Below are 21,112 nucleotides of genomic sequence, written 5' to 3' on the forward strand. Positions count from 1 at the left end.
GAACGCTGGCCGTCAGTCGCAAGGAACGAGCTCCGTGGAATCCAATCCCCGCCGCCGCGTGCCGATGATCGCCCTGACGCTCGGGATCTTCGGTCTCGGCACCAGCCTTTCCGGATGTACCGAGGCATCGATGGATTTCGGGCCCGACGGTCCGGTGCCGAGCGTCGGTATCGGATCCCTCGGCAGCGGGTCGATGAGCGCCTCCGTCCCGTCCCGGCAATTCGCCGCCGCGCCCCCACCGGCTGCCTCGAGCACCATGGGTTATCCGCAGCCGGCCATGTCGCAGCAGCAGCAGCCAATGAACCAGCAGGCCTATCCGCCGGTTCAGCAGCAGCCGGTGTCCTCCGCTCCGATCGCGCCCATTCAGCAGCAGGCAGCGCCGGCCCCGCAATCCGCCCAGCCTGTCGCGGCTGCCCCGACGACGTTGGCGGCAGCGCCCGCGCCGGCAGGTCCCGCCCCCGCATCCGTCAGCGCCAACCAGAGCGTTGGCGAAGTGCAGTTCCTGCCGCTTGTTGGCGCGCCCGAGGAAAAGGCGGTGCTTCTGGCGCGCGCCTTGTCGGAAAGCGCTGCAGCCAAGGGCGTCACCATCCGCCCGGCCGCCGAAGCACCGTCGAGCGTGCGCCTCAAGGGCTATTTCTCGGCGTTCAACGACGGGTCCTCCACCACCCTCGTCTATGTCTGGGACGTGCTCGATGAGAGCGACCGCCGTGTCCGGCGCATTCAGGGACAGGAAAGCGTGCCCGGCGCCGCCGCGGACCCTTGGGCCGCCATCGACCTGTCGACGCTCGCGGCCGTTGCCGACCGCACGCTGCAGGAAGCCGCGCAGGTCGCAACCGGCACCGGCTGAGCCTCATCGATGCCCCGAACTTATCCCGCATTGCGAAAGGCGGCGGGTTGAAGTTTCGCGCGATGTTGCTATGAGCCCCTGCATCGAACCGGAGGCGACGGGATGGCCCACCGAAGCGGCATAGCCAAGCCGTCCCGACCGGTACCCGCTATCGGAAAGAACGCGATGAAACTCTTCAGCGGCAACTCCAACCGCGTCCTCGCTCAATCCATCGGACGCTATCTGGAATTGCCACTCGGGGAGGCCATGGTCCGGCGCTTCGCCGACCAGGAAGTCTTCGTAGAGATCAAGGAAAACGTCCGCGGCGAGGACGTCTTCATCGTCCAGTCGACGTCCTATCCGGCCAATGATCATCTGATGGAACTGCTCATCATGATCGACGCCATGCGCCGCGCCTCGGCCCGCCGCATCACCGCAGTGCTTCCCTATTTCGGCTATGCCCGGCAGGACCGCAAGGCCGGCGGGCGCACCCCGATCTCGGCCAAGCTGGTCGCCAATCTGATCACCGAGGCCGGCGCCGACCGCGTCATGACCCTCGACTTGCATGCCGGTCAGATCCAGGGCTTCTTCGATATCCCGACCGACAACCTCTTCGCCGTTCCGCTGATCGCGCGCGACGTGAAGGAGCATCAGGATCTGTCGAACCTGATGGTCATCTCGCCCGACGTCGGCGGCGTGGTCCGCGCCCGCGCGCTCGCCAAGCGTCTCGATGCGCCGCTGGCCATCGTCGACAAGCGCCGCGACCGCCCGGGCGAGTCGGAAGTCATGAACATCATCGGTGACGTCACCGGCCGCAACTGCATCCTGATCGACGACATCATCGATTCCGGCGGCACGCTCTGCAACGCGGCCGACGCGCTGGTACAGGCCGGCGCCAACAGCGCTTCGGCCTACATCACCCATGGCGTCCTGTCGGGCGGCGCGGTCTCGCGCATCACCGCGTCCAGCCTCAAGGAGCTGGTGATCACCGACTCGATCCAGCCGACCAAGGCGATCAACGAGGCGGCGAACATCCGCGTCGTCACCACCGCCAATCTTCTCGGTGAGGCGATCGCGCGCACGGCGTCCGAGGAATCGGTCTCGAGCCTGTTCGACTGAGCCGATCCGGGGCGGCCCGGTCGGCGCCGCTTCACGGCTGACCTTGCTGAAACGCTGGTGACCGGCCTCCCGCCGCGCTAGACTGTGCGTCTGGCCACACGGGCCATCGGACAGAAGCGATGTTCGCGCGACTGGGCAAGTTGGGCACGCAGGGAGTTGTGACGGCCGCCGTCGGTCTCGTCGCCATCCTGCTTGCGATCGGCTGGGTCACCCGCGAAACCGATGCGGACCGTCCCTACCTGACGATCGCCGGCTCGAGTTTCATCTTCAATTATCGCGAAGCCGAGGCCTTCTATGGCTTCACCGCGGTCGTGCAGCGACCGGTGAAGAGCTATTCGCGCATCGAGGCGGTGTTCGAGGAACCTGGCGGTGGCCCGCCGATCCCGGTCAGCGCGAAACTGACGGCCCGCACGACGCGCTACGGCCTGCGCACGCCGCCACTGCGTGGGATCGTCAAGGGTCGTCCCTACCGCGTCGTCGTGCGCCTGGTGCAGAACGGCGACGGGGCCGTGCTGTTCGAGGATAGCTTCACGGTCACCTCGCAGATGTCCGACGCGGTGATGCCGCCCGCACCACTCACCGTCGGGCCGGGCTATACGCGCAATCCTGATCTGCCGGATGGCTGGAAGGCTTCGCAGGCCGACAAGACTGACCGGGCCCGCCGTTAGGCCCGCCATTCACGGCGCTGTCTTGTCCATCCGCGCGCCTTGGGGTATAGGCACGGCGTCCGCGCAGACACCCTTGGAGGCAGCGCGGAGTTGAGCGGTCCCTCGCAGGTCCGCTCTTCGTCGTTTCAGGCAAACCGTCTGATCGACCACCTCACAGCACGAAGGACAAAGCCATGAGCGAGACCTTTACGGTCAAGGCCGAGGCGCGCGAGAAGGTCGGCAAGGGGGCCGCCAGACATCTTCGCCGCAACGGTATGATCCCCGCAGTCATCTACGGCGACAAGCAGGACCCGCTGCCGATCGCCATCCCCTACAAGGAAACCTTCCTGGCGCTCCACGCCGGCGGTTTCATGACCCACGTCGCGACCATCGAGGTCAACGGCCAGAAGATTTCGGTCCTGCCGAAGGACTATCAGCTGGAGCCGGTCCGCGACTTCCTGATGCATGTCGACTTCCTGCGCGTCTCCGAGAAGACCCGCGTGACGGTCAACATTCCCGTGCATTTCGAGAACGAGGAAGCATCCCCGGGTCTCAAGCGCGGCGGTGTCATCAACGTCGTCCGCCACGAGGTCGAGGTCCATGCCCCGGCCAGCGCGATTCCGGAGTACTTCACGCTCGACCTGACCGGTCTGGAAATCGGCGACTCGATCCACGCCTCGGCACTCACCCTGCCGAAGAACGTCGAAGTGACGATCACCGACCGCGACTTCACCATCGCGACGATCGCCGCCCCGGCCGCCCTGCGGTCCGAGGATGACGAGGCCACCGAGGTCGAGGCCGATGCGGTCGAGGCTACCGAGGTCAGCGAAGACGGGTCCGGCGAGGACAAGTAAGTCCCAGCCTCGGCTCAACGCCGAACGAAACAGAAAGGAGCCGGGCGATGTTGCTGATCGCAGGATTGGGCAATCCCGGCTCCCGTTATGCCGGCAATCGGCACAATATCGGGTTCATGGCGCTCGACGAGATCGCCCGCGACCCTGCCTTTTCCCCCTGGTCGAAGAAGTTCTCGGCGGAAATCTCCGAGGGCCAGATCGGCGGCGAGAAGGTCGTCCTCATCAAACCCCAGACCTTCATGAACGAGTCCGGCCGCTCGGTCGGCGACGCCGCGCGCTTTTTCAAGCTGGAGCCGTCGCAGATCGTCGTCATCCACGACGAGCTCGATCTGCCGCCCGGCAAGCTGCGGGTGAAGACGGGCGGCGGTAATGGCGGCCACAATGGCCTGCGTTCCATCGACGCTCATCTCGGCACCAAGGACTACCGCCGCGTGCGCATGGGCATCGGCCATCCGGGCAACAAGGATGCCGTCTCCCCTTATGTCCTCGGCGATTTCGCCAAGGTCGACCGCGAATGGCTGGAGCCGTTCATCGAAGCCGTCGCCCGGCATGTCGACAGTCTCGCCAAGGGCGAGGACGCGGTGTTCATGAACAAGGTCAGCCTTTCGACGAGCTCGAACGAGCCATCGGGCGCCAAGGGTGCGGCCAGCGCAAGCAAGCCCGCGGGCCCGCCCAAGGGGCGCAGCCACATTCGTCAGGCGCGCGGAGCGCCGCCGCCAGTGAAGGTGCCCGACAAGGGCCCGATGGCCGACATGCTGAAGCGGCTCTTCGGCAAGGACTGACCGTCGCCGCCTTCCCGGATGGCGCCAGAGTTGACCCCTCGCCGCGAAGGCTGCAAACAGCCCCCAAGATCGGCGCGATACGCGTCAGACACGACCATCTTCGAAGGACCACCCCATGGGTTTCAGATGCGGGATCGTCGGCCTGCCGAATGTCGGCAAGTCGACGCTGTTCAACGCTCTCACCAAGACTGCCGCCGCGGCCGCAGCCAATTATCCGTTCTGCACGATCGAGCCGAACACCGGCGACGTGCCGGTTCCCGATCCGCGGCTGAAGGACATCGCCGGCATCGCCAAGTCGGCGAACATCCTGCCGACGCGGATTACCTTCGTCGACATCGCCGGACTGGTGCGCGGCGCCTCCAAGGGCGAAGGCCTCGGCAACCAGTTCCTCGCCAACATCCGCGAAGTGGACGCTATCGTTCACGTGCTGCGCTGCTTCGAGGATGACGACGTCGTTCATGTCGAGGGTCGTGTCGATCCCGTCGCTGACGCCGAGACGGTCGAGACCGAGCTGATGCTCTCCGACCTCGAGAGCCTGGAGCGCCGCATCGTGGCGACCCGCAAGAAGGCGACCGGCAAAGACAAAGAAGCGATCCAGGCCCTCCCCGTTATGGAAGCGGCGCTGGCGAAGCTGCAGAACGGCGAGCCGGTCCGCGTGCTTCTGGCCGGGATGGATGCCGAGGAGCGCAGCGAACTGAAGACGTTGAACCTCCTGACTTCCAAGCCGGTCCTCTATGTCTGCAACGTCGCCGAGGACGATGCGGCGAGCGGCAACGCCCATTCGGAAGCCGTCGCGGCGATGGCCCAGAAGCAGGGCGCCAAGAGCGTCGTCATCTCGGCCGCCATCGAGGCGGAGATCGCGCAGCTTCCCGCCGAGGAAGTCGGCGACTATCTGGAGGCGATGGGCCTGACCGAGCCCGGCCTCGACCGGCTGATCCAGGCGGGCTACTCGCTGCTCGACCTGATCACCTACTTCACGGCAGGCCCGAAGGAGACCCGCGCCTGGACGGTCCGGCGCGGCGCCAAGGCTCCGCAGGCTGCTGGCGTGATCCATACCGATTTCGAGAAGGGTTTCATCCGGGCCCAGACCATCGCCTTCGACGACTTCGTCTCGCTCGGCGGCGAGGTCGCAGCCAAGGAAGCGGGCAAGGCCCGCGACGAAGGCAAGGAATACGTCGTCCAGGACGGCGACATCCTGATGTTCAAGTTCAACAACTGAGCTTGCGGGGGCTGGCGCAGAGCTGCGGCGGCCCCCACGGAATTCGGCGAAAGGAGGGAGAGCCTTTTCGCCACTGGGGAGGCCCAATGCGCACATACGAGGACTTCACGGAAGGGCTTGAGATCGATCTCGGCCCCTACCCCGTGACCCGGGACGAGGTGATCGAGTTCGCCCGCGAATTCGACCCGCAGCCCTTCCATCTCGATGAGGCGGCGGCGAAGGATACGCTTCTCGGCGGTCTGTCGGCCTCGGGCTGGCACAGCTGCGCCATGATGATGCGCATGATGGCCGACGCCTACATTCTCGATTCCTCGTCGCAGGGCTCGCCCGGCGTCGAGTACGTCCGGTGGAAGCGGCCGGTCCGGCCGGGCGACGTTCTTCGCGGCACTGCCCGCGTCGTGTCGCGCCGCCTGTCCTCCAAGCGTCCGACCCTCGGCATCCTCAAGATCACCACGGATCTGCGCAACCAGACCGGCGAAACGGTTCTGGAAAGCGCCTACACCCTGCTCGTTCTGACGCGGGAAGGCCTTGCCGCATGACCTTCTGGGACAGTCTGATCGTCGGCGAAGCCCGTGAGATGGGCTCGCACACCTTCCTCGCCGAGGACATCAAGCGCTTTGCGGCCAAATACGACCCGCAGGCCTTCCATCTCGACGCAAACGCAGCGAAGGCGTCCGTTCTCGGCGGCCTGTGCGCGTCCGGCTGGCACACCGCCGGCGTCTGCATGCGGCTGAATGTCGAAAGCCAGGTTGCGCTCGGCCGGGCATGGGTCGCCGCCGGCAACCAGCCGCCACGCATGGGCCCCTCCCCCGGCGTGAAGAACCTTGCCTGGCCGAAGCCGGTCTACGCCGGCGATACGGTGACCTTCACCCAGACGCTGACCGGCAAGCGGGCGTCTGCCAGCCGCAAGGGCTGGGGCGTCCTCGAGTTCACGACGCAAGGCGTCAATCAGCACGGCGACACCGTGTTCTCGTTCGACGGCGCTGCCTTCTGCGGAACCGACTGAGCATCGTCGCCCGTCGCGACCCGCGCGTAGCCTCGGTCATCACGCCAGACCGGGGCTGCGGACAGCAACCCAGCCGCTTCGTTCCGGATGCCGGAGCGGGGCCGCTGCGCTCGTACTTTTGACCTAAACCAATCAAAAATCTGCGATTACGCGCGCCGCTTTACGTTATGTTAGATGGCAACGGACATTGATGAGTGGATCAGTTCGTCAGCGGCACCCATCCATCATGTTCGACGCATCATCCGCCAAGCCTGCCCGGGAAGAGCCTCAAGGCCACGCCGCCGATCGTCTGCGCGGCGTCCAGCTGACGAGCATCCTCAAGACCACCCCGGTCATGATGTTCGGCAACGTGATGAACGCGATCATCATTCTGGGCATGTCATCCGGCGAGGCGTTTTCTCCCTGGGCGCTGATCTGGCTCCTGGGCCTGTCCTATATCGTTCTGGTCTCGATCCGCGCCTGGTCGCGCTTCCAGCGGCGTGCACCGCTGGTGTCGGCATCGAGCCGCGCCACCGCGCATGCCGTGCGGAACGCTTTCATCCTCGGCGCCTGGTGGGGTCTGGCGATCCTGACCTTCTATCCCTCCTCCGATGGTGATGCGAAGAGCGTCATCGCCGTGATCGCCATGGGAATGATCTGCGGCGGCGGCTTTGCGCTGTCCGCGCTGAAGCGAGCCCTGCAGGCCTTCATCATCCCGCTGTTCGTCGGATCGGCGGCCGCACTCGGCATCTCGCAGGGGACGAACGACTATTTCCTCCTGGCTCTGCTTTTGGGTTTCACCTTCATCGTCTATCGCGCGAGTTGCGCACGTGGCGAACTGTTGCAGGAGAATTTCGAAGGCCATCAGAAGCTCGCCGAACAATCCTCGATCATCGAGCTCCTCCTGCGCGAATTCGAGGAAGGCACGAGCGACTGGATCTGGCAGACGGATCACGACGGACAACTGGTGCGCGGCGGCGACCGATTCTCGCAGATCTTCGGTCGCGGGACCGACAGTCTGATATCGAACAGCGACCAGACCTTCGCGGGACAAGGCCTCGACCTGTCGCCCGTCGCCCAGCCGATGCTCGAACGCACCCCGTTCCGCGAGGCGATCATCGAGGTGCCCGGTCAGCAGGGGTCGGCATGGATCGCCATGACGGGCAAGCCGATCTTCGGCCATGATGGCGCCTTCACCGGCTATCGCGGGGTGGCGTCGGATATCACCGCGACCACGCATGCCGAGCGCCGGATCGCCTATCTCGCCCATCACGACAGCCTGACCGGCCTGGCCAACCGCAGCCGGTTTGCCGAAGAGATCGACCGCATCTGCGCGTCCCCGCCGCCACACGGCCCAACCTCCAGCCTGCTCTATCTCGACCTCGACAATTTCAAGCTGATCAACGATCGCAACGGTCACCTCACCGGCGACCAGCTCCTGCGGCAGGTCGCGGCCCGTTTGCTGCGCATCGTGGAGCCGGGCGACATGGTGGCGCGGATCGGCGGCGACGAGTTCGCCATCGTCGCCCACTCGGCGCCCGATACGGCCTCGGCCGACCGTCTGGCGGCAGCCATTCTGGCGTGCTTTGCCACGCCCTTCAGCCTGGGTGCCGAATTGGCCAATGTGGGCTGCTCGGTCGGCATCGCCTTTCCGGGGCTCGATGGCGCCAATCCCGACGATCTCCTGCGTAACGCCGACCTGGCGCTCTACGAGGCCAAGGCAGCCGGCAAGAACACGTTCTGCTTCTTCGAAAGCGAAATGGCACAGCGCCTGCGGGATCGGCACCGTCTCGAATACGATCTGCGATGCGCCGTCGAACGCAACGAACTGGTTCTCAACTATCAGCCGATCGTCGACAGCCGCACCCGCCAGACGCTCGGCTTCGAGGCCCTTGTCCGGTGGGAGCATCCCTTGCACGGGCGCGTCCAGCCCGACCATTTCATCCCGCTTGCCGAACAGACCGGCGCGATCTGCGGGATCGGGGCCTGGGTCCTGCGCGAAGCATGCCGCAACGCGGTCGCATGGGGCGATCGTCTGACCGTGGCGGTCAACGTCTCGGTCGACCAGTTCCGGCACGGCACGATCAAGGCGGATGTGGAAGACGCGCTCGCCAGTTCCGGCCTTGCGGCGCACCGGCTCGAACTGGAGATCACAGAGAGCCTCTTCATCGACGATCCCGAGACGGTCGTAGCCGTGCTGCATGGGCTGCGAGCGCTCGGCGTGCGGATCGCGCTCGACGACTTCGGAACCGGCTATTCCAGCCTCTCCTATCTGCGCAAATTCCCGTTCGACAAGCTGAAGATCGACCGGTCCTTCGTCAACGCGATCAAGGACGATCGGATTGCCCACGGAATCCTGGAAACGATCCTGGCGCTCGGCCGCGTGCTCAATCTCAGCGTGACGGCAGAAGGTGTCGAAAATGCCGAACAGATCGACATCCTCACCCGGATGACCTGCAACCAGTTCCAGGGCTATTATTTCAGCCGTCCGATGGAGGCCGCCGATCTCGGCGCCTACCTCCTGCGCGATTTCTGCGCCACGGCCGAGGCCAGCCGGGCGTCCAGCGCGGCTCTGGCGACCGCCTGACCGGCAAATCTGCCTGCCATTGCCGTCCGCGCCGTCAGTCGCCTTCGAATGCGATCAGCGTGCGCACTTCCACGCCGAGCGCTTCGAGCCGCTTGCGTCCGCCCAGATCGGGCAGATCGATGACGAAGCAGGCCGCGACGATCTCGGCGCCCAGTTCCCGCAGCAGCTTGACCGCGCCTTCCGCCGTGCCGCCCGTAGCAATCAGATCGTCGGTGAGCAGCACGCGCTGGCCCGGACGGACGGCATCCCGGTGCATCTCCATCTCGTCGACGCCGTATTCCAGGCTGTAGGCCACGCGGATCGTGTCGTGCGGCAGCTTGCCCTTCTTCCGGATCGGTACGAAGCCCGCGGAAAGCTGGTGGGCGAGCGCACCGCCGAGGATGAAGCCCCGCGCTTCAATGCCGGCCACGAGATCGACCTTTTCGTCCCGATGGCCATCGACCAGCGCATCGACGGCGCCGCGGAAGGCATCCGCGTCGGCTAGAAGCGTCGTGATGTCGCGGAACTGGATGCCGGGCTTGGGGTAGTCCGGGATGGTCCGGATCGCCGCGGTGAAGTCGAAGCCCTTGGCCATCGAAGCTGCCTTGCTCGTGCTCACGCGCCGTCCTCTCGTCCAATGGTCTGGATCACGTCGAATCCTTCAAACTGCGGATGCCCGTCATAGAGCGGGCGCGTACCGCCGGCCTTGCCGTGGGCGGCGCGGAACGCCTCGGATCGCGTCCAGGCTTCGAACGCACCATGATCGCGCCAGACGGTGTGCGAGGCATAGAGCGTGTGCTCTTCGCTGGCCGGGCCCTTCAGCATATGGAACTCGACGAAGCCCGGCACGTCCTGCAGCCGGGATTCCCGGTTGAGCCAGAGCGCTTCGAACTCCTGTTCGGCGCCCGGCAGCACCTTGAAGCGGTTCATCGCGATATACATGCAACGCGTCTCCTCGGCTGAAGTGGATCATGCGAACGGGTCGGCAGGCCACATGCTGCCCTTGCACCGGCGCAGGAAAAAGGGGGCCGTAGCCCCCTCGATTCCATCATCGTTCACGTCGTCGACGATCAGTGCGGCGTACCCGCCCATACCCGGCGCTTCACCAGGAACAGCATCGCGGCGAAGATGATCAGGAAGACCATCACGATGAGGCCGGTTGCCTTGCGCTCGACCATGTGCGGCTCGGCGGCCCACATCATGAAGGCGGTCACGTCGCGCGAATACTGATCGACGGTCTGGGGCGCCCCATCCGGATACTCGATCAGGTCGTCCGACAGCGGCGGCGGCATCGCCAGGGCGGGGCCCGAGATGAAGTACGGGTTGTAGTAGGTCCCCGGCTGGATCGTGATATCGGCCGGTGCCTCTTCGCCGTATCCGGTCAAGAGGGCATGGATGTAATCCGGACCGCCTTCGGCATACTGGGTGAAGATGTCGAACACGAAGGTCGGGAAACCCCGTTCGACGGCGCGCGCCTTGGCGAGCAGCGAGAAGTCTGGCGGATGAGCACCGCCATTGGCCGCAGCGGCGGCTGCCGGGTTCGGAAACGGCGCCGGGAAGTAATCCGACGGAATACCGGGCCGCTCGAACATCTCGCCGGAATCATCCGGGCCGTCCTGGACGGTGTATTCGGCGGCGAAGGCCTTCACCTGCGCTTCGCTGTAGCCGAGATCGGTCAGCGTGCGCATCGCCACGAGGTTCATCCCGTGACAGGAGGCGCAGACTTCCTTGTACACCTTTAGACCGCGCTGCAGCTGGCCGAGGTCGTAATGACCGAACGGGCCGGCAAAGCTCCAGCTCATCTCTTCCGGCTTGCGAAGCGGGTAATGCGGCGTTTCGCCGTGTCCCTCTTCGGCTGCGGCCTCGTGTTCCGCCTCGGTCTCGGCTGCACCTTCGGCCGCCGCACCCTCGGCTGCCGTGCCTTCGGCCTCGGCCTGAGCCTCGACCGCTTCCGGCTGTGCGTCCTGAGCCATCGCCACCGACATCGGAGCGGTGAAGACGCCGGCCGCGAGCAGGGCTGACAATAGTCTAATCATGGAATGTTCTCTCCGAAGCCGTCCGAGCTCAGCCTTTGGTCTCTGGTGAAGCAGTCGCGCCGGCCGGCCGACCGCTGCCGCCATGCTTGGCCAGCACGGCCTCCGTGATCGAGTTCGGCAGCTTCTTCGGCTTCTCCACGAGACCGAGGATCGGCAGGATGATCAGGAAGTGCGCGAAGTAGTAGATCGTGCCGATGAGGGCGAGCGTCGGGTAGATGCCCTCCGCCGGCTTCGCACCGAGCCAGCCCAGGAACACGCAGTCGAAGGCGAAGACCCAGAACAGCACCCGGTAGATGGGACGATAGGCCGCCGAGCGCACCCGCGAGGTATCGAGCCACGGCAGGAAGAACAGGACGATGATCGATCCGAACATCACCAGCACGCCGCCGAGCTTGGAATCGATCGGGCCGATGTTGAAGGTGATGGCGCGCAGCATCGCGTAGAACGGCAGGAAGTACCATTCCGGAACGATGTGAGCCGGCGTCTGAAGCGGGTTTGCCTCGATGTAGTTGTCGGGATGGCCGAGGAAGTTCGGCAGGTAGAAGACAAAATAGGCGAAGATCGCAAGGAACACGACCATCGCGAAGCCGTCCTTGACCGTGGCGTGCGGCGTGAACGGAACCGTGTCCTTCGACGACTTGACCTCGACGCCGGTCGGATTGGTCTGGCCGGTCACATGCAGCGCCCAGACGTGCAGGATAACGACGCCGGCGATCATGAAGGGCAGCAGGTAATGCAGCGAGAAGAAGCGGTTCAGCGTGGCGTTGTCCACTGAGAAGCCGCCAAGCAGCAGCTGCTGGATCGGCTCGCCGATCAGCGGGAAGGCGGTGAAGAAGCCGGTGATCACCGTGGCGCCCCAGAAGGACATCTGGCCCCAGGGCAGAACGTAGCCCATGAAAGCGGTCGCCATCATCAGGAGGAAGATGATCACGCCGAGGATCCAGAGCACCTCGCGCGGCTGCTTGTACGAGCCGTAATAGAGGCCGCGGAAGATGTGCAGATACACCGCAATGAAGAAGAACGACGCGCCGGTGGCGTGCATGTAGCGCAGCAGCCAGCCCCAGTTGACGTCACGCATGATCTTCTCGACCGACTCGAAGGCGATGCCCGAGGAGGCCGCATAGTGCATGGCCAGGACGACGCCGGTGAGGATCTGCGAGACCAGGAAGATCGCGAGGATTCCGCCGAAGGTGTAGGCGTAGTTCAGGTTGCGCGGCGTCGGATATGCCACGAAGGAATCGTAGACGAGGCGCGGTAGCGGCAGACGGGCGTCCAGCCACTGCATGACACCGCTCGACGGCACGTAGGAAGAATGACTGCTCATTATGGGTAACCTTCTCCCGGATCAGCCGATGCGGACGGTGGTGTCGGACGTGAACGTATAGGGCGGGATGTCCATGTTCGTCGGCGCCGGCCCCTGCCGGATGCGGCCGGCGGTGTCATAGGACGATCCGTGGCACGGGCAGAACCAGCCGTCGAACGGGCCGGAATTGCCGAGCGGGATACAGCCCAGATGCGTACAGACACCGACCATCACCAGCCAGGCTTCCTTGCCCTCCGTCGCACGGTTTTCGTCGGTCGCCGGCGCGTCACCCGAAAGGTTCGCGTTCCGGGCGATCGGATCCTTCAGCTCTTCGAGCGGAACCGCACGGGCCTCCTCGATCTCGGCTTCCGTACGCTGACGGATGAAGATCGGCTTGCCGCGCCACTTGGCGGTGATCGACTGGCCCACCTCGACCTGGCTGACATCGACGTCGATCTCGGCGAGAGCGAGCGTCGCGGCATCGGGGTTCATCTGGTCGATGAACGGCCAGGCCAACGCCGCCGCGCCGACTGCGCCGACCGCACCAGTGGCGATGTAGAGGAAATCCCGACGGCTGGGTTCGGTGGTTTCGTTGAGGCTCACGGCGGCTGCCACTCCTTGACTGATCGTGCGCGGATCGCCCCGCTTGTTGCGGATTCGACCCCGTGCGGCAAGAGGAGACATGACGCAATATCGCCACGCTCCTGACAGGATTACGATTTCGGGCGTTTCTATGCGCGAACCTTGGCGCTTGTCCAGACTGGAGGGCTCCAAGGTCCAAGTGTCGCTGTGCGATCACAAGCCTCAGGGCAGCCGGGTGGGTGCCGGCTGACCAGTCATGGCCCTCATGCGGGGGCGCGATCGGGCTCCTGAGGAACTGGTTCGGTCCTCGTGGCGTCGCCCGCATAGAGGAAGCCGCCGGACTGGCGTGCCCAAAGGCTTGCATACAGTCCCCCGCCGGCGATCAGCTCCGCATGGGTCCCCTCCTCCACGATCCGCCCTTCGTCGAGCACGATCAACCGGTCCATGGCGGCCAGCGTCGACAGGCGGTGGGCGATGGCGATCACGGTCTTGCCCTGCATCATGGCGGACAGATTGTCCTGGATGGCAGCCTCCACCTCCGAATCGAGCGCCGAGGTCGCCTCGTCGAGAACGAGGATCGGGGCGTCCTTGAGGAGGACGCGGGCAATGGCGATCCGCTGGCGCTGGCCACCCGAGAGCTTGATGCCCCGCTCACCCACATGGGCATCGTAGCCGCTGCGGCCCTTCGGGTCACGCAGGCCGGGAATGAACTCCTCGGCGCTGGCGCGCTCGGCCGCCGAGAGGATGTCGCCATCGTCGGCGCCGGGCCGGCCATAGGCGATGTTGTCGCGGATTGAGCGGTGCAGCAGCGACGTGTCCTGCGTCACCACGCCGACGGCGCCGCGCAGCGAGGCCTGGGTCACCGCGGCAATGTCCTGCCCGTCGACCAGGATGCGGCCGCCCTCGAGGTCGTAGAGCCGCAGCAGCAGGTTGACGAGCGTCGTCTTGCCGGCGCCGGAGCGGCCGACGAGCCCGACCTTCTCGCCCGCCCGGATCGTGAGCGACAGATCCTCGATGACCCCGCCACCCTTGCCATAGTGGAACGTCACGTTCTCGTAGCGGATCTCGCCGCGCGTCGCGGTCAGCGGCTGTGCGTCCGCACGGTCGACCAGCGCAGGCTGCGCGGTCACGGTGGCGACGGCGTCCTGGATGGTACCGTAATTGCGCACCAGACCGTTGATGTTGAACATCATCCAGCCCGACATCTGGTTGAGGCGCAGAACCAGGCCCAGCGCGATCGCAACGCCGCCGGTGGTGACGCTGCCCGCCTGCCAGCCGAGGATCGCGACCGCTCCGACACCGGTCATCATCAGGCCGTTGAGGACGGCGACCGCGGTGCGCACGCCGGTGAGCGCCCGGGTCATGCGTCGTACCGCGTCGACGAGATAACCAAAGCCGTCCTTCACGAAGGCATCCTCGCGCCGGGACGAGTCGAACAGCTTCACCGAGAGGATATTGGTGAAGCTGTCGACGACGCGGCCGGAAACGACCGACCGGGCCTCGGCGGCCGCCCGGCCGTTCTCGCGGATCTTCGGCAGGAGATTGCGGATGATCCAGACATAGCCGAGCGTCCACAGGCCCAGCACCATCGCCATTCGCCAGTCGATGGCGCCGAGGATGCTGACGGTCAGGATGATGAAGGTGACGAAGGACCAGAAGGTCTGGAGGATCGTCGTGATGAAGTCGCCCGTGGCCTGCCCGACCTGCTGGACCTTCTGCGACAGCCGTCCGGCGAAGTCGTTCTGGAAGAAGGTGTAGGTCTGCTCCATCAGCCGGCGATAGCTCTGCCATCGGACGCGATTGTAGAAGCTCGGCGAGATCACCTGCTCTTCCAGCACCGAGGAGGCAAACAGCACCAGCGCGCGGCCGATCAGCGTCAGGAAGGCGAGGATCGCCACCAGCCAGAAATTCTCCGACAGGAACGTCGCCGGCGTGGACCGCTCCATGGCGTCGATCAACCAGCCGACGCCGGTATAGAGCGCTGCTTCGATGCCCCCGGTCAGCCCGCCCGTGATCAGCAGGGCTCCTAGCGGCCATTTCGCCTGACGAGCGAAGTGCCAGATGAAGCGGTTGGTCTCCGACGGCAGCGGGGCCAGATGGCCGGTGCGATTGAGCCGCGCATCCTCGCGGTTCTCCCCCTGATCCTCGAAGGGATCGAGCAGCGTCTCGAAGCGCCGGAGAAAGCGGTCCATCATTCGGCGGCCCTTATGGTCGAGGCCGCATCCGCGTCGGGGTCACCGAGCAGGAAGCCGCCCGTCTGGCGGGTCCACAATTGCGCATAGAGGCCGCCCCGGTCGAGCAGTTCGGAATGGGTCCCCTCGTCGACGATGCGGCCCTGGTCAAGGACGATCAGCCGGTCGAGGGCCGCGATAGTCGAGAGGCGATGGGCGACCGCGATGACGGTTTTGCCTTCCATCAGACGGTAGAGATTGCCGGCGATCGCCGCCTCGACCTCGGAGTCCAGCGCCGAGGTGGCTTCGTCGAGCAGCAGGATCGGCGCGTCCTTCAGCATGACGCGGGCAATGGCGATGCGCTGGCGCTGGCCGCCCGAGAGCTTGACGCCCCGCTCGCCGACCTCCGCGTCGAGCCCGCTGCGTCCCTCGATGTCCCGAAGCTCGGCGATGAAGTCGGCCGCCTCGGCGCGTTCGATGGCGCGCAGAAGATCGGCCTCGCTGGCGTCGGGCCGCCCGTAGAGGATGTTGTCGCGGATCGAACGGTGCAGCAGCGAGGTGTCCTGCGTGACCATGCCGATCTGGCTGCGCAGCGATTCCTGCTTCACCGTCGCGATATCCTGCCCGTCGATCAGAACGCGGCCGGATTCCACGTCGTGGAAGCGCAGGAGAAGATTGAGGATGGTGGACTTGCCTGCCCCCGAACGCCCGACAAGGCCGACCTTCTCGCCCGGCCGCACGGTCAGCTCGAAATCCTGCAAGACGCCGTCGCCGCGGCCATAGTGGAAGGCGACGTTCTCGAAGGCGATCTCGCCGCGGTCGACGACCAGCGCGGGCGCGGTCTTGCGATCGGTAATGGCGTGCGGGATCGTGAAGGTGGACATGCCGTCGCGGATCGTGCCGATGTTCTCGAACAGCGCCGAAACCTCCCACATGATCCATTGCGACATGCCGTTGATCCGCAGAACGAGGCCGATCGCCGCGGCGATGGCGCCGACGCTGACCAGTTCGCCGAGCCACAGCCAGATCGACAGGGCGCCGACGGCGAAGAGCAGCAGCGAGTTCAGCGCGTAGAGCGAGACATAGAAGAGGTTCACCAGCCGCATCTGACCGTAGACCGTGCCGAGAAAGCCGCGCATGGAGCGCTGCGCGTAGTCGGCCTCGCGCCGGGTGTGGGCGAAGAGCTTGACGGTCGCGACATTGGCATAGGCGTCGACCACGCGGCCGGTCATCTCGGCACGGGCATCGGCCTGACTCTGCGAGACCCGGTCGAGGCGCGGGATGAAGTACCACAGGATCAGCGCGTAGATCGCGACCCAGGCGGCGAAGGGCAGAACCAGCTTCCAGTCGGCCGCCGCCACGAGGACGACGATGCCGGTGAAATAGACGACCACATAGAGGAAGACGTCGATCGACTTCATCACCGTCTCGCGCACGGCGAGCGCGGTCTGCATCAGCTTGGTGGAGATCCGTCCGGCGAATTCGTCCTGATAGAAGCCCATCGAATGGCCGAGCATCCAGCGATGCACCATCCAGCGGAAACGCATGGGAAAATTGGCGGCGAGGCCCTGGAAGGTAACGAGCCCTTCGAGAAAGACGAGGCCCGGAAGCAGCACCAGCACCACGGCCGCCATCAGCGCCAGCGTCAGGCCGTTCTCGGCCATGAAGGTCTCGCGCGAGACGCCCGAGAACCAGTCGACGATCTGGCCGAGGAAACCGAACAGCGAGACCTCGACGATCGAGATCAGCGAGGTCAGGATCGCGGTCGCAACGAGCAGCGGCCAGACGGGCTTGGCGTAGAACCAGACGAAACGGAACAGGCCGCCCTGCGGCGGCGTGGTCAGATCCCGCGGCGGGAACGGCTCCACCATCCTCTCGAACAACGAGAACATCAAAAAGGCTTTCCAATCGGTGTGTCGGGGCGGCTCCGCCGCTCCGGAAACACCCGAACGGCGGCGGAGCGGCGCTCCCGGATCCCGGCGACCATGCCGCGGGACATTGACTGCAGACTGTGTCGTCGTTGCGAAGGATGGCGCGCTCGCCCCCTGTCAGGAGCATCGCCGACATATTCGGGATATAGGAAGCCTGGCTGCGGAATCACGGGGCCGGACAGCGCAGGCGAGTGACAGCATCGTGAAACCAGACAGCACCGACACGCCATCCGAGAGCGGGCCGCAGATCTCGTTGGCGCTGTACCAGCCCGACATCGCCGGAAACACCGGCACGATCCTGCGGCTGGGCGCCTGTCTGGGACTGCCGGTCGAGATCATCGAACCGGCCGGCTTCGACTTGTCGGACCGGGCGCTGAAGCGTGCGGGGATGGATTACCTTGCCATGTCGCGGCTGGTCCGGCACGTCGATTTCGCCGCGTTCGACGCGGCGCGCCGCACGGCCGGACGGCGGATCGTGCTGTTCACCACCCGCAGCTCCGAAGTCTATACGGATTTCGCCTTCGCACCGGGAGACGTCGTGATGTTCGGTCGCGAGAGCGCCGGCGTCCCCGACGCCATCCATGCGATGGCGGACGCAAGGGTGACGATCCCGATGGATGGCGGTGGACGGTCGCTCAATCTGGCCGTCGCCGCCGGAATGGCGGCCGGTGAAGTTCTCCGACAGTTACGCTGGCAACAATAACTCAAGTCGGAATCGTCATCGTTAGCGTCCGATTAAGCAAATCCAAGCAATATGAGGAACCGACCTGCGAAAGGCACGTTGCCTGTCCAACGTTGGAAATTTGCTCTCTTCTACCTGAAAGGCCAATGAAATGAGTGAACTGGCCAGAACGCTTTCGAACAGACGGCGCCAGTCGGAGATCGCGCGTTTTCTTCAGAACACGCCGAGCTTCTCGGCGCCGACAGGGCTGCCACAGTCGATCCGCGAACAACTCGAGCGTCTGCAGGTTGCCGAAGCCAAGATGCCGCAGCCGGGCAGCAATCCGCGCTGATCGCGAAGCCGCGCCGTTCCAGGCGCGGCACTGTCGCTGATTCCTGATCGGCGAAGACAAACCGGCCTGCGTCGACGATGTTCCGCGGCCTTTCATCGCTCAACTCGCGCGATTTCTTTCCTCCCCCCCTTTTTCCGATGCCCCCATTCGTCCGCAGCGTCGTGTCGCCGGCTTGCAGGATGCGGTTTCTGCCGGATCTCCTTCCCACAACGCTTGGCGGAACGAAGATGGCTTCCCACATCGCCGATGTCGGACAGGCAGTACGCCTGAACCATCACCGGGCTTGCTGCCCTCGAATTTCGGGTTGAGACCGCATTGCCGATCGTCTGGGATATTGCCTACCTCGTTGCCGGTGCCGTCCTCCTGTTCGGTGGCGGCGAGTTCCTGGTTCGCGGCAGCGTCGCCATCGCCACCCGCTACGGAATCTCGAAACTGGTCGTCGGCCTGGTCATCGTGGGCTTCGGCACGTCGGCGCCGGAACTGCTGGTTTCCGTGCAGGCAGCGCTCTCCGGCTCGCCGGACATCTCGGTCGGCAACGTCGTCGGCTCCAACATCGCCAATGTCCTGCTGATCGTCGGCGCCGCCGGTCTCATCGCGCCGGTCGTCAACAGCGATCCGGCAATCCGGCGCGACCTGATCATGATGGTTGCGGCCTCGCTCATCGCCGTGGCGCTTTTCCTGACCGGCAGTATCGGCCGGCTGGCCGGCGCCGGCCTCCTCGCCGCTCTTGCCGTCTACCTCTTCACCACCTATGCGCTGGAGCAAAAGCGGCGGCGGCTTGCGAAAGGGTCGGACCGCGACGACGCAGACAGGGATGACGACGAAGAGGGTCTGGCGCTCCTGCCGGCGCTGCTCCGGGTGGTCGCCGGCATCGTGATGCTGGTGGTCGGGGCCCGGCTGATGGTCACGGGCGCGGTCGGCATCGCGCGTGACTTCGGCGTATCGGAAGCCGTGATCGGCGTGACCGTTGTCGCGATCGGAACGTCCCTTCCCGAACTGGCAACGGCGCTCATCGCCGGATGGAAGCGGCAGTCGCAGGTGGTTCTCGCCAACGTCGTTGGCTCGAACATCTTCAACATCCTGAGCATTCTCGGCGCGACCGCGGTGATCGCTCCGATCGCGGTGTCCGGCCGCTTCGCCATCTGGGACGGGCCGATCATGGCCGCGATCGCGGTGGCCATGCTGGTCTATCTCTTCGCGTTTCGCACCATCGGGCGCCCGATGGCGGCGGTCATGCTCGTCGCCTATGCCGGCTACATCGTGGTTCAGGCGGGGCTCTGAAACGCCGCGGCCGGAGATGCGCCGCGATCGGCCGTGCTTTCGCCGTCAGTCGGCGCTGGGCAGCCGGCGCATGGTGAACTCGATGTCGCCCTCCGGCAGGGCACGCCAGCTTTCCACCGACGTCCAGTAGGCCGCCTTGGGGTAGCGATCGAGCCATTCGCGCGCCTTGGTGCGCGCGGCGTCGCGCGGCAGGATGAAGGTCTCGCGCACGAAGCTGTCGCCTGCCGATCCCGCCATTCTGCTGGCATCGCGGCCGACGCCGCGTGAGCCGCGCGTCCGTTTGAGCTGGCGGGAAAGACCGCCAAGCGGCGGCGGTGTCAACCGGGACATGCTGGTCGTCTCTCGAACTTCCGATCGTCAGGACCCACAAGATAGCGGGCAGCGAACGCTTTTGCGAATCGCGCGATACCGGCACAACGGAGACCATCCGCCTCGTCACGAGGTTGGCATTTTGCGGTTCGGCTCCAGATGTCGTGCCTGTAAGACCGGCGGCGCATCGGTCGGAGAGACCGGCGCAAGTGCCAGACAGTCAGTGCGGGATGTCCCGCCAGCATCGAAAAGAGTGCGTCGCATGGAACGGCCGAATTTGCCCGAGGGGCTTCCCGAAGACATCGAAACCAAGAAGGCGACCGCCCAGGCCTGGTTCGAGGCCCTGCGCGACCGCATCTGCAAGGTATTCGAGGAGATCGAGGACGGTTTCGGCGAGGAGACCGGACTGGAGCCGGGCCGGTTCGAACAGACCGAATGGTCGCGCGAGAACGAAGGCGGTGGCGGCCTGATGTCGATGATGCATGGCCGCGTCTTCGAGAAGGTCGGCGTCCATACCTCGACGGTGCATGGCGAGTTCTCGCCCGAGTTCCGCAAGCAGATCCCCGGCGCCGAAGAGGACCCGACCTTCTGGGCCTCCGGCATTTCGCTGATTGCCCATATGCGCAATCCCAACGTGCCCGCCGTCCACATGAACACCCGCATGGTGGTGACGACCAGGCAGTGGTTCGGTGGCGGCGCCGACCTCACTCCGACGCTCGACCGGCGCAGGACCGACGACGACCGCGACACGCTCGCCTTCCACAAGGCCCTGCAGTTCGTGTGCGACCGCCATTCGGGCGTCGCCGACTACGCCAAGTTCAAGGAATGGTGCGACACCTATTTCTATCTGCCGCATCGCAACGAGGCGCGCGGCGTCGGCGGCATCTTCTATGACTGGCTGCACTCGTCCGACGATGCCGGTGGCTGGGACGCCGATTTCGCCTTCACCCGCGATGTCGGCAAGGCGTTTCTCGTCGTCTATCCGCACATCGTCCGGCAGAACGTCGTCCAGCCGTTCACCGAGGCCGATCGTGAAGAGCAGCTCATTCGCCGGGGTCGCTATGTGGAGTACAATCTGCTCTACGACCGGGGCACGCTGTTCGGCCTGAAGACCGGCGGCAACGTCAACTCGATCCTGTCGTCGATGCCGCCCGTGGTGAAATGGCCCTGACAGGCAGCGAAACTTTCCGTCGACCTTGAACCATTTAAAAGATCGGACGTTTTTCCTGCTCTAGTCGTGACGGATCAGGGAGGATCTCATGTATGAGCTGGATTGTTCAGGCGTAATTCCCGGTTGCCGGAGAGTCATTCGCGCCGAGTCCGAGGCGGAAGTCATCCGCAGGGCCATCGTTCAGGCCCGCCAGTTCGGCCTCGAGCACATCTCGCCGGCAATGCTGGATGCGATGCGGACCCGCACCCGCGAAGAGGCGAATATCCGTCGATCGACGATCGCGGCGTAGAAAAAGCGGGCGCGAGGCCCGCTTTTTT

At 65.2% G+C, this 21,112-nt stretch carries 22 protein-coding genes; 14 read left to right on the forward strand and 8 right to left on the reverse strand.

Annotated features, from left to right (window positions below; genetic code table 11):
- Positions 1-64 precede the first annotated feature (64 nt).
- From J3367_RS10375 to J3367_RS10415, 9 genes are all read left to right on the forward strand, one after another.
- Positions 65-847, forward strand: a complete 783-nt coding sequence (locus J3367_RS10375) for a hypothetical protein (protein WP_421460864.1) — start codon at positions 65-67, stop codon at positions 845-847.
- Between the two features lie 165 nt (positions 848-1,012).
- On the forward strand, positions 1,013-1,945 hold the full coding sequence (locus J3367_RS10380) for a ribose-phosphate pyrophosphokinase (protein WP_024350429.1): 933 nt from the start codon (positions 1,013-1,015) through the stop codon (positions 1,943-1,945).
- A gap of 119 nt (positions 1,946-2,064) precedes the next feature.
- Positions 2,065-2,613 carry a hypothetical protein gene (locus J3367_RS10385; RefSeq protein ID WP_024350428.1) on the forward strand — a complete coding sequence of 183 codons (549 nt, stop codon included), beginning with the start codon at positions 2,065-2,067 and terminating at the stop codon, positions 2,611-2,613.
- A gap of 173 nt (positions 2,614-2,786) precedes the next feature.
- Positions 2,787-3,446, forward strand: coding sequence for a 50S ribosomal protein L25/general stress protein Ctc (locus tag J3367_RS10390; protein ID WP_009210245.1), 660 nt, complete (start codon positions 2,787-2,789; stop codon positions 3,444-3,446).
- 47 nt (positions 3,447-3,493) lie between these two features.
- Positions 3,494-4,228 carry an aminoacyl-tRNA hydrolase gene (gene pth, locus J3367_RS10395; RefSeq protein WP_024350427.1) on the forward strand — a complete coding sequence of 245 codons (735 nt, stop codon included), beginning with the start codon at positions 3,494-3,496 and terminating at the stop codon, positions 4,226-4,228.
- Between the two features lie 115 nt (positions 4,229-4,343).
- Positions 4,344-5,447, forward strand: coding sequence for a redox-regulated ATPase YchF (ychF, locus tag J3367_RS10400; RefSeq protein ID WP_024350426.1), 1,104 nt, complete (start codon positions 4,344-4,346; stop codon positions 5,445-5,447).
- 86 nt (positions 5,448-5,533) lie between these two features.
- The gene (locus J3367_RS10405; RefSeq protein WP_421460867.1) at positions 5,534-5,986 is read left to right on the forward strand and encodes a MaoC family dehydratase; all 453 of its coding nucleotides are present in this window, start codon (positions 5,534-5,536) and stop codon (positions 5,984-5,986) included.
- Positions 5,983-6,453 (forward strand): MaoC family dehydratase, encoded by a 471-nt coding sequence (locus tag J3367_RS10410; protein ID WP_024350424.1) that lies wholly within the window; start codon positions 5,983-5,985, stop codon positions 6,451-6,453. Before J3367_RS10405 ends, J3367_RS10410 begins: the two co-directional genes overlap by 4 nt.
- A gap of 226 nt (positions 6,454-6,679) precedes the next feature.
- Complete coding sequence (locus J3367_RS10415; protein ID WP_421460870.1) at positions 6,680-9,019, forward strand: putative bifunctional diguanylate cyclase/phosphodiesterase; 2,340 nt, start codon at positions 6,680-6,682, stop codon at positions 9,017-9,019.
- Positions 9,020-9,053: 34 nt separating this feature from the next.
- Here J3367_RS10415 and J3367_RS10420 read toward each other — a convergent pair whose 3' ends face one another.
- The 7 genes from J3367_RS10420 to J3367_RS10450 all read right to left on the reverse strand — a co-directional run bounded on the left by J3367_RS10420 (position 9,054) and on the right by J3367_RS10450 (position 16,982).
- Positions 9,054-9,593 carry an adenine phosphoribosyltransferase gene (locus tag J3367_RS10420; protein ID WP_024350422.1) on the reverse strand — a complete coding sequence of 180 codons (540 nt, stop codon included), beginning with the start codon at positions 9,591-9,593 and terminating at the stop codon, positions 9,054-9,056.
- Positions 9,594-9,613: 20 nt separating this feature from the next.
- Complete coding sequence (locus J3367_RS10425) at positions 9,614-9,940, reverse strand: antibiotic biosynthesis monooxygenase family protein (protein WP_421460872.1); 327 nt, start codon at positions 9,938-9,940, stop codon at positions 9,614-9,616.
- A gap of 128 nt (positions 9,941-10,068) precedes the next feature.
- Positions 10,069-10,971: a cytochrome c1 gene (locus J3367_RS10430; protein ID WP_187390664.1), complete on the reverse strand. Its 903-nt coding sequence runs from the start codon at positions 10,969-10,971 to the stop codon at positions 10,069-10,071.
- 91 nt (positions 10,972-11,062) lie between these two features.
- Complete coding sequence (locus J3367_RS10435; protein WP_155898452.1) at positions 11,063-12,361, reverse strand: cytochrome b; 1,299 nt, start codon at positions 12,359-12,361, stop codon at positions 11,063-11,065.
- Between the two features lie 18 nt (positions 12,362-12,379).
- Entirely contained in the window at positions 12,380-12,940 is a 561-nt protein-coding gene (petA, locus tag J3367_RS10440) for a ubiquinol-cytochrome c reductase iron-sulfur subunit (RefSeq protein ID WP_024350418.1), read from the reverse strand.
- Between the two features lie 242 nt (positions 12,941-13,182).
- Positions 13,183-15,114, reverse strand: coding sequence for an ABC transporter ATP-binding protein (locus tag J3367_RS10445; RefSeq protein ID WP_421460875.1), 1,932 nt, complete (start codon positions 15,112-15,114; stop codon positions 13,183-13,185).
- Positions 15,111-16,982 (reverse strand): ABC transporter ATP-binding protein, encoded by a 1,872-nt coding sequence (locus J3367_RS10450; RefSeq protein ID WP_421460877.1) that lies wholly within the window; start codon positions 16,980-16,982, stop codon positions 15,111-15,113. Before J3367_RS10450 ends, J3367_RS10445 begins: the two co-directional genes overlap by 4 nt.
- Positions 16,983-17,223: 241 nt before the next feature.
- Between J3367_RS10450 and J3367_RS10455 the strand changes: the two genes are divergently transcribed.
- From J3367_RS10455 to J3367_RS10465, 3 genes are all read left to right on the forward strand, one after another.
- On the forward strand, positions 17,224-17,724 hold the full coding sequence (locus J3367_RS10455) for a tRNA (cytidine(34)-2'-O)-methyltransferase (protein WP_421460879.1): 501 nt from the start codon (positions 17,224-17,226) through the stop codon (positions 17,722-17,724).
- 130 nt (positions 17,725-17,854) lie between these two features.
- A complete protein-coding gene (locus J3367_RS10460) occupies positions 17,855-18,034 on the forward strand; it encodes a hypothetical protein (RefSeq protein WP_024350414.1) in 180 nt (59 codons plus the stop codon).
- A gap of 315 nt (positions 18,035-18,349) precedes the next feature.
- Positions 18,350-19,315 carry a calcium/sodium antiporter gene (locus J3367_RS10465; RefSeq protein WP_421460881.1) on the forward strand — a complete coding sequence of 322 codons (966 nt, stop codon included), beginning with the start codon at positions 18,350-18,352 and terminating at the stop codon, positions 19,313-19,315.
- Positions 19,316-19,360: 45 nt separating this feature from the next.
- Here J3367_RS10465 and J3367_RS10470 read toward each other — a convergent pair whose 3' ends face one another.
- Positions 19,361-19,645, reverse strand: coding sequence for a hypothetical protein (locus J3367_RS10470; RefSeq protein ID WP_024350412.1), 285 nt, complete (start codon positions 19,643-19,645; stop codon positions 19,361-19,363).
- Positions 19,646-19,886: 241 nt separating this feature from the next.
- Here J3367_RS10470 and hemF point away from each other — a divergent pair, with 241 nt between their 5' ends.
- Together hemF and J3367_RS10480 are read left to right on the forward strand one after the other, a co-directional pair.
- Positions 19,887-20,795: an oxygen-dependent coproporphyrinogen oxidase gene (gene hemF / locus J3367_RS10475; protein ID WP_421460884.1), complete on the forward strand. Its 909-nt coding sequence runs from the start codon at positions 19,887-19,889 to the stop codon at positions 20,793-20,795.
- Positions 20,796-20,883: 88 nt separating this feature from the next.
- The gene (locus tag J3367_RS10480; RefSeq protein ID WP_024350410.1) at positions 20,884-21,084 is read left to right on the forward strand and encodes a DUF1059 domain-containing protein; all 201 of its coding nucleotides are present in this window, start codon (positions 20,884-20,886) and stop codon (positions 21,082-21,084) included.
- The last annotated feature ends 28 nt before the right edge of the window (positions 21,085-21,112 follow it).

The sequence above is a fragment of the Aurantimonas sp. NFXS3 genome (assembly GCF_049132005.1).
In the GTDB taxonomy this organism is placed as follows: domain Bacteria; phylum Pseudomonadota; class Alphaproteobacteria; order Rhizobiales; family Rhizobiaceae; genus Aurantimonas; species Aurantimonas coralicida.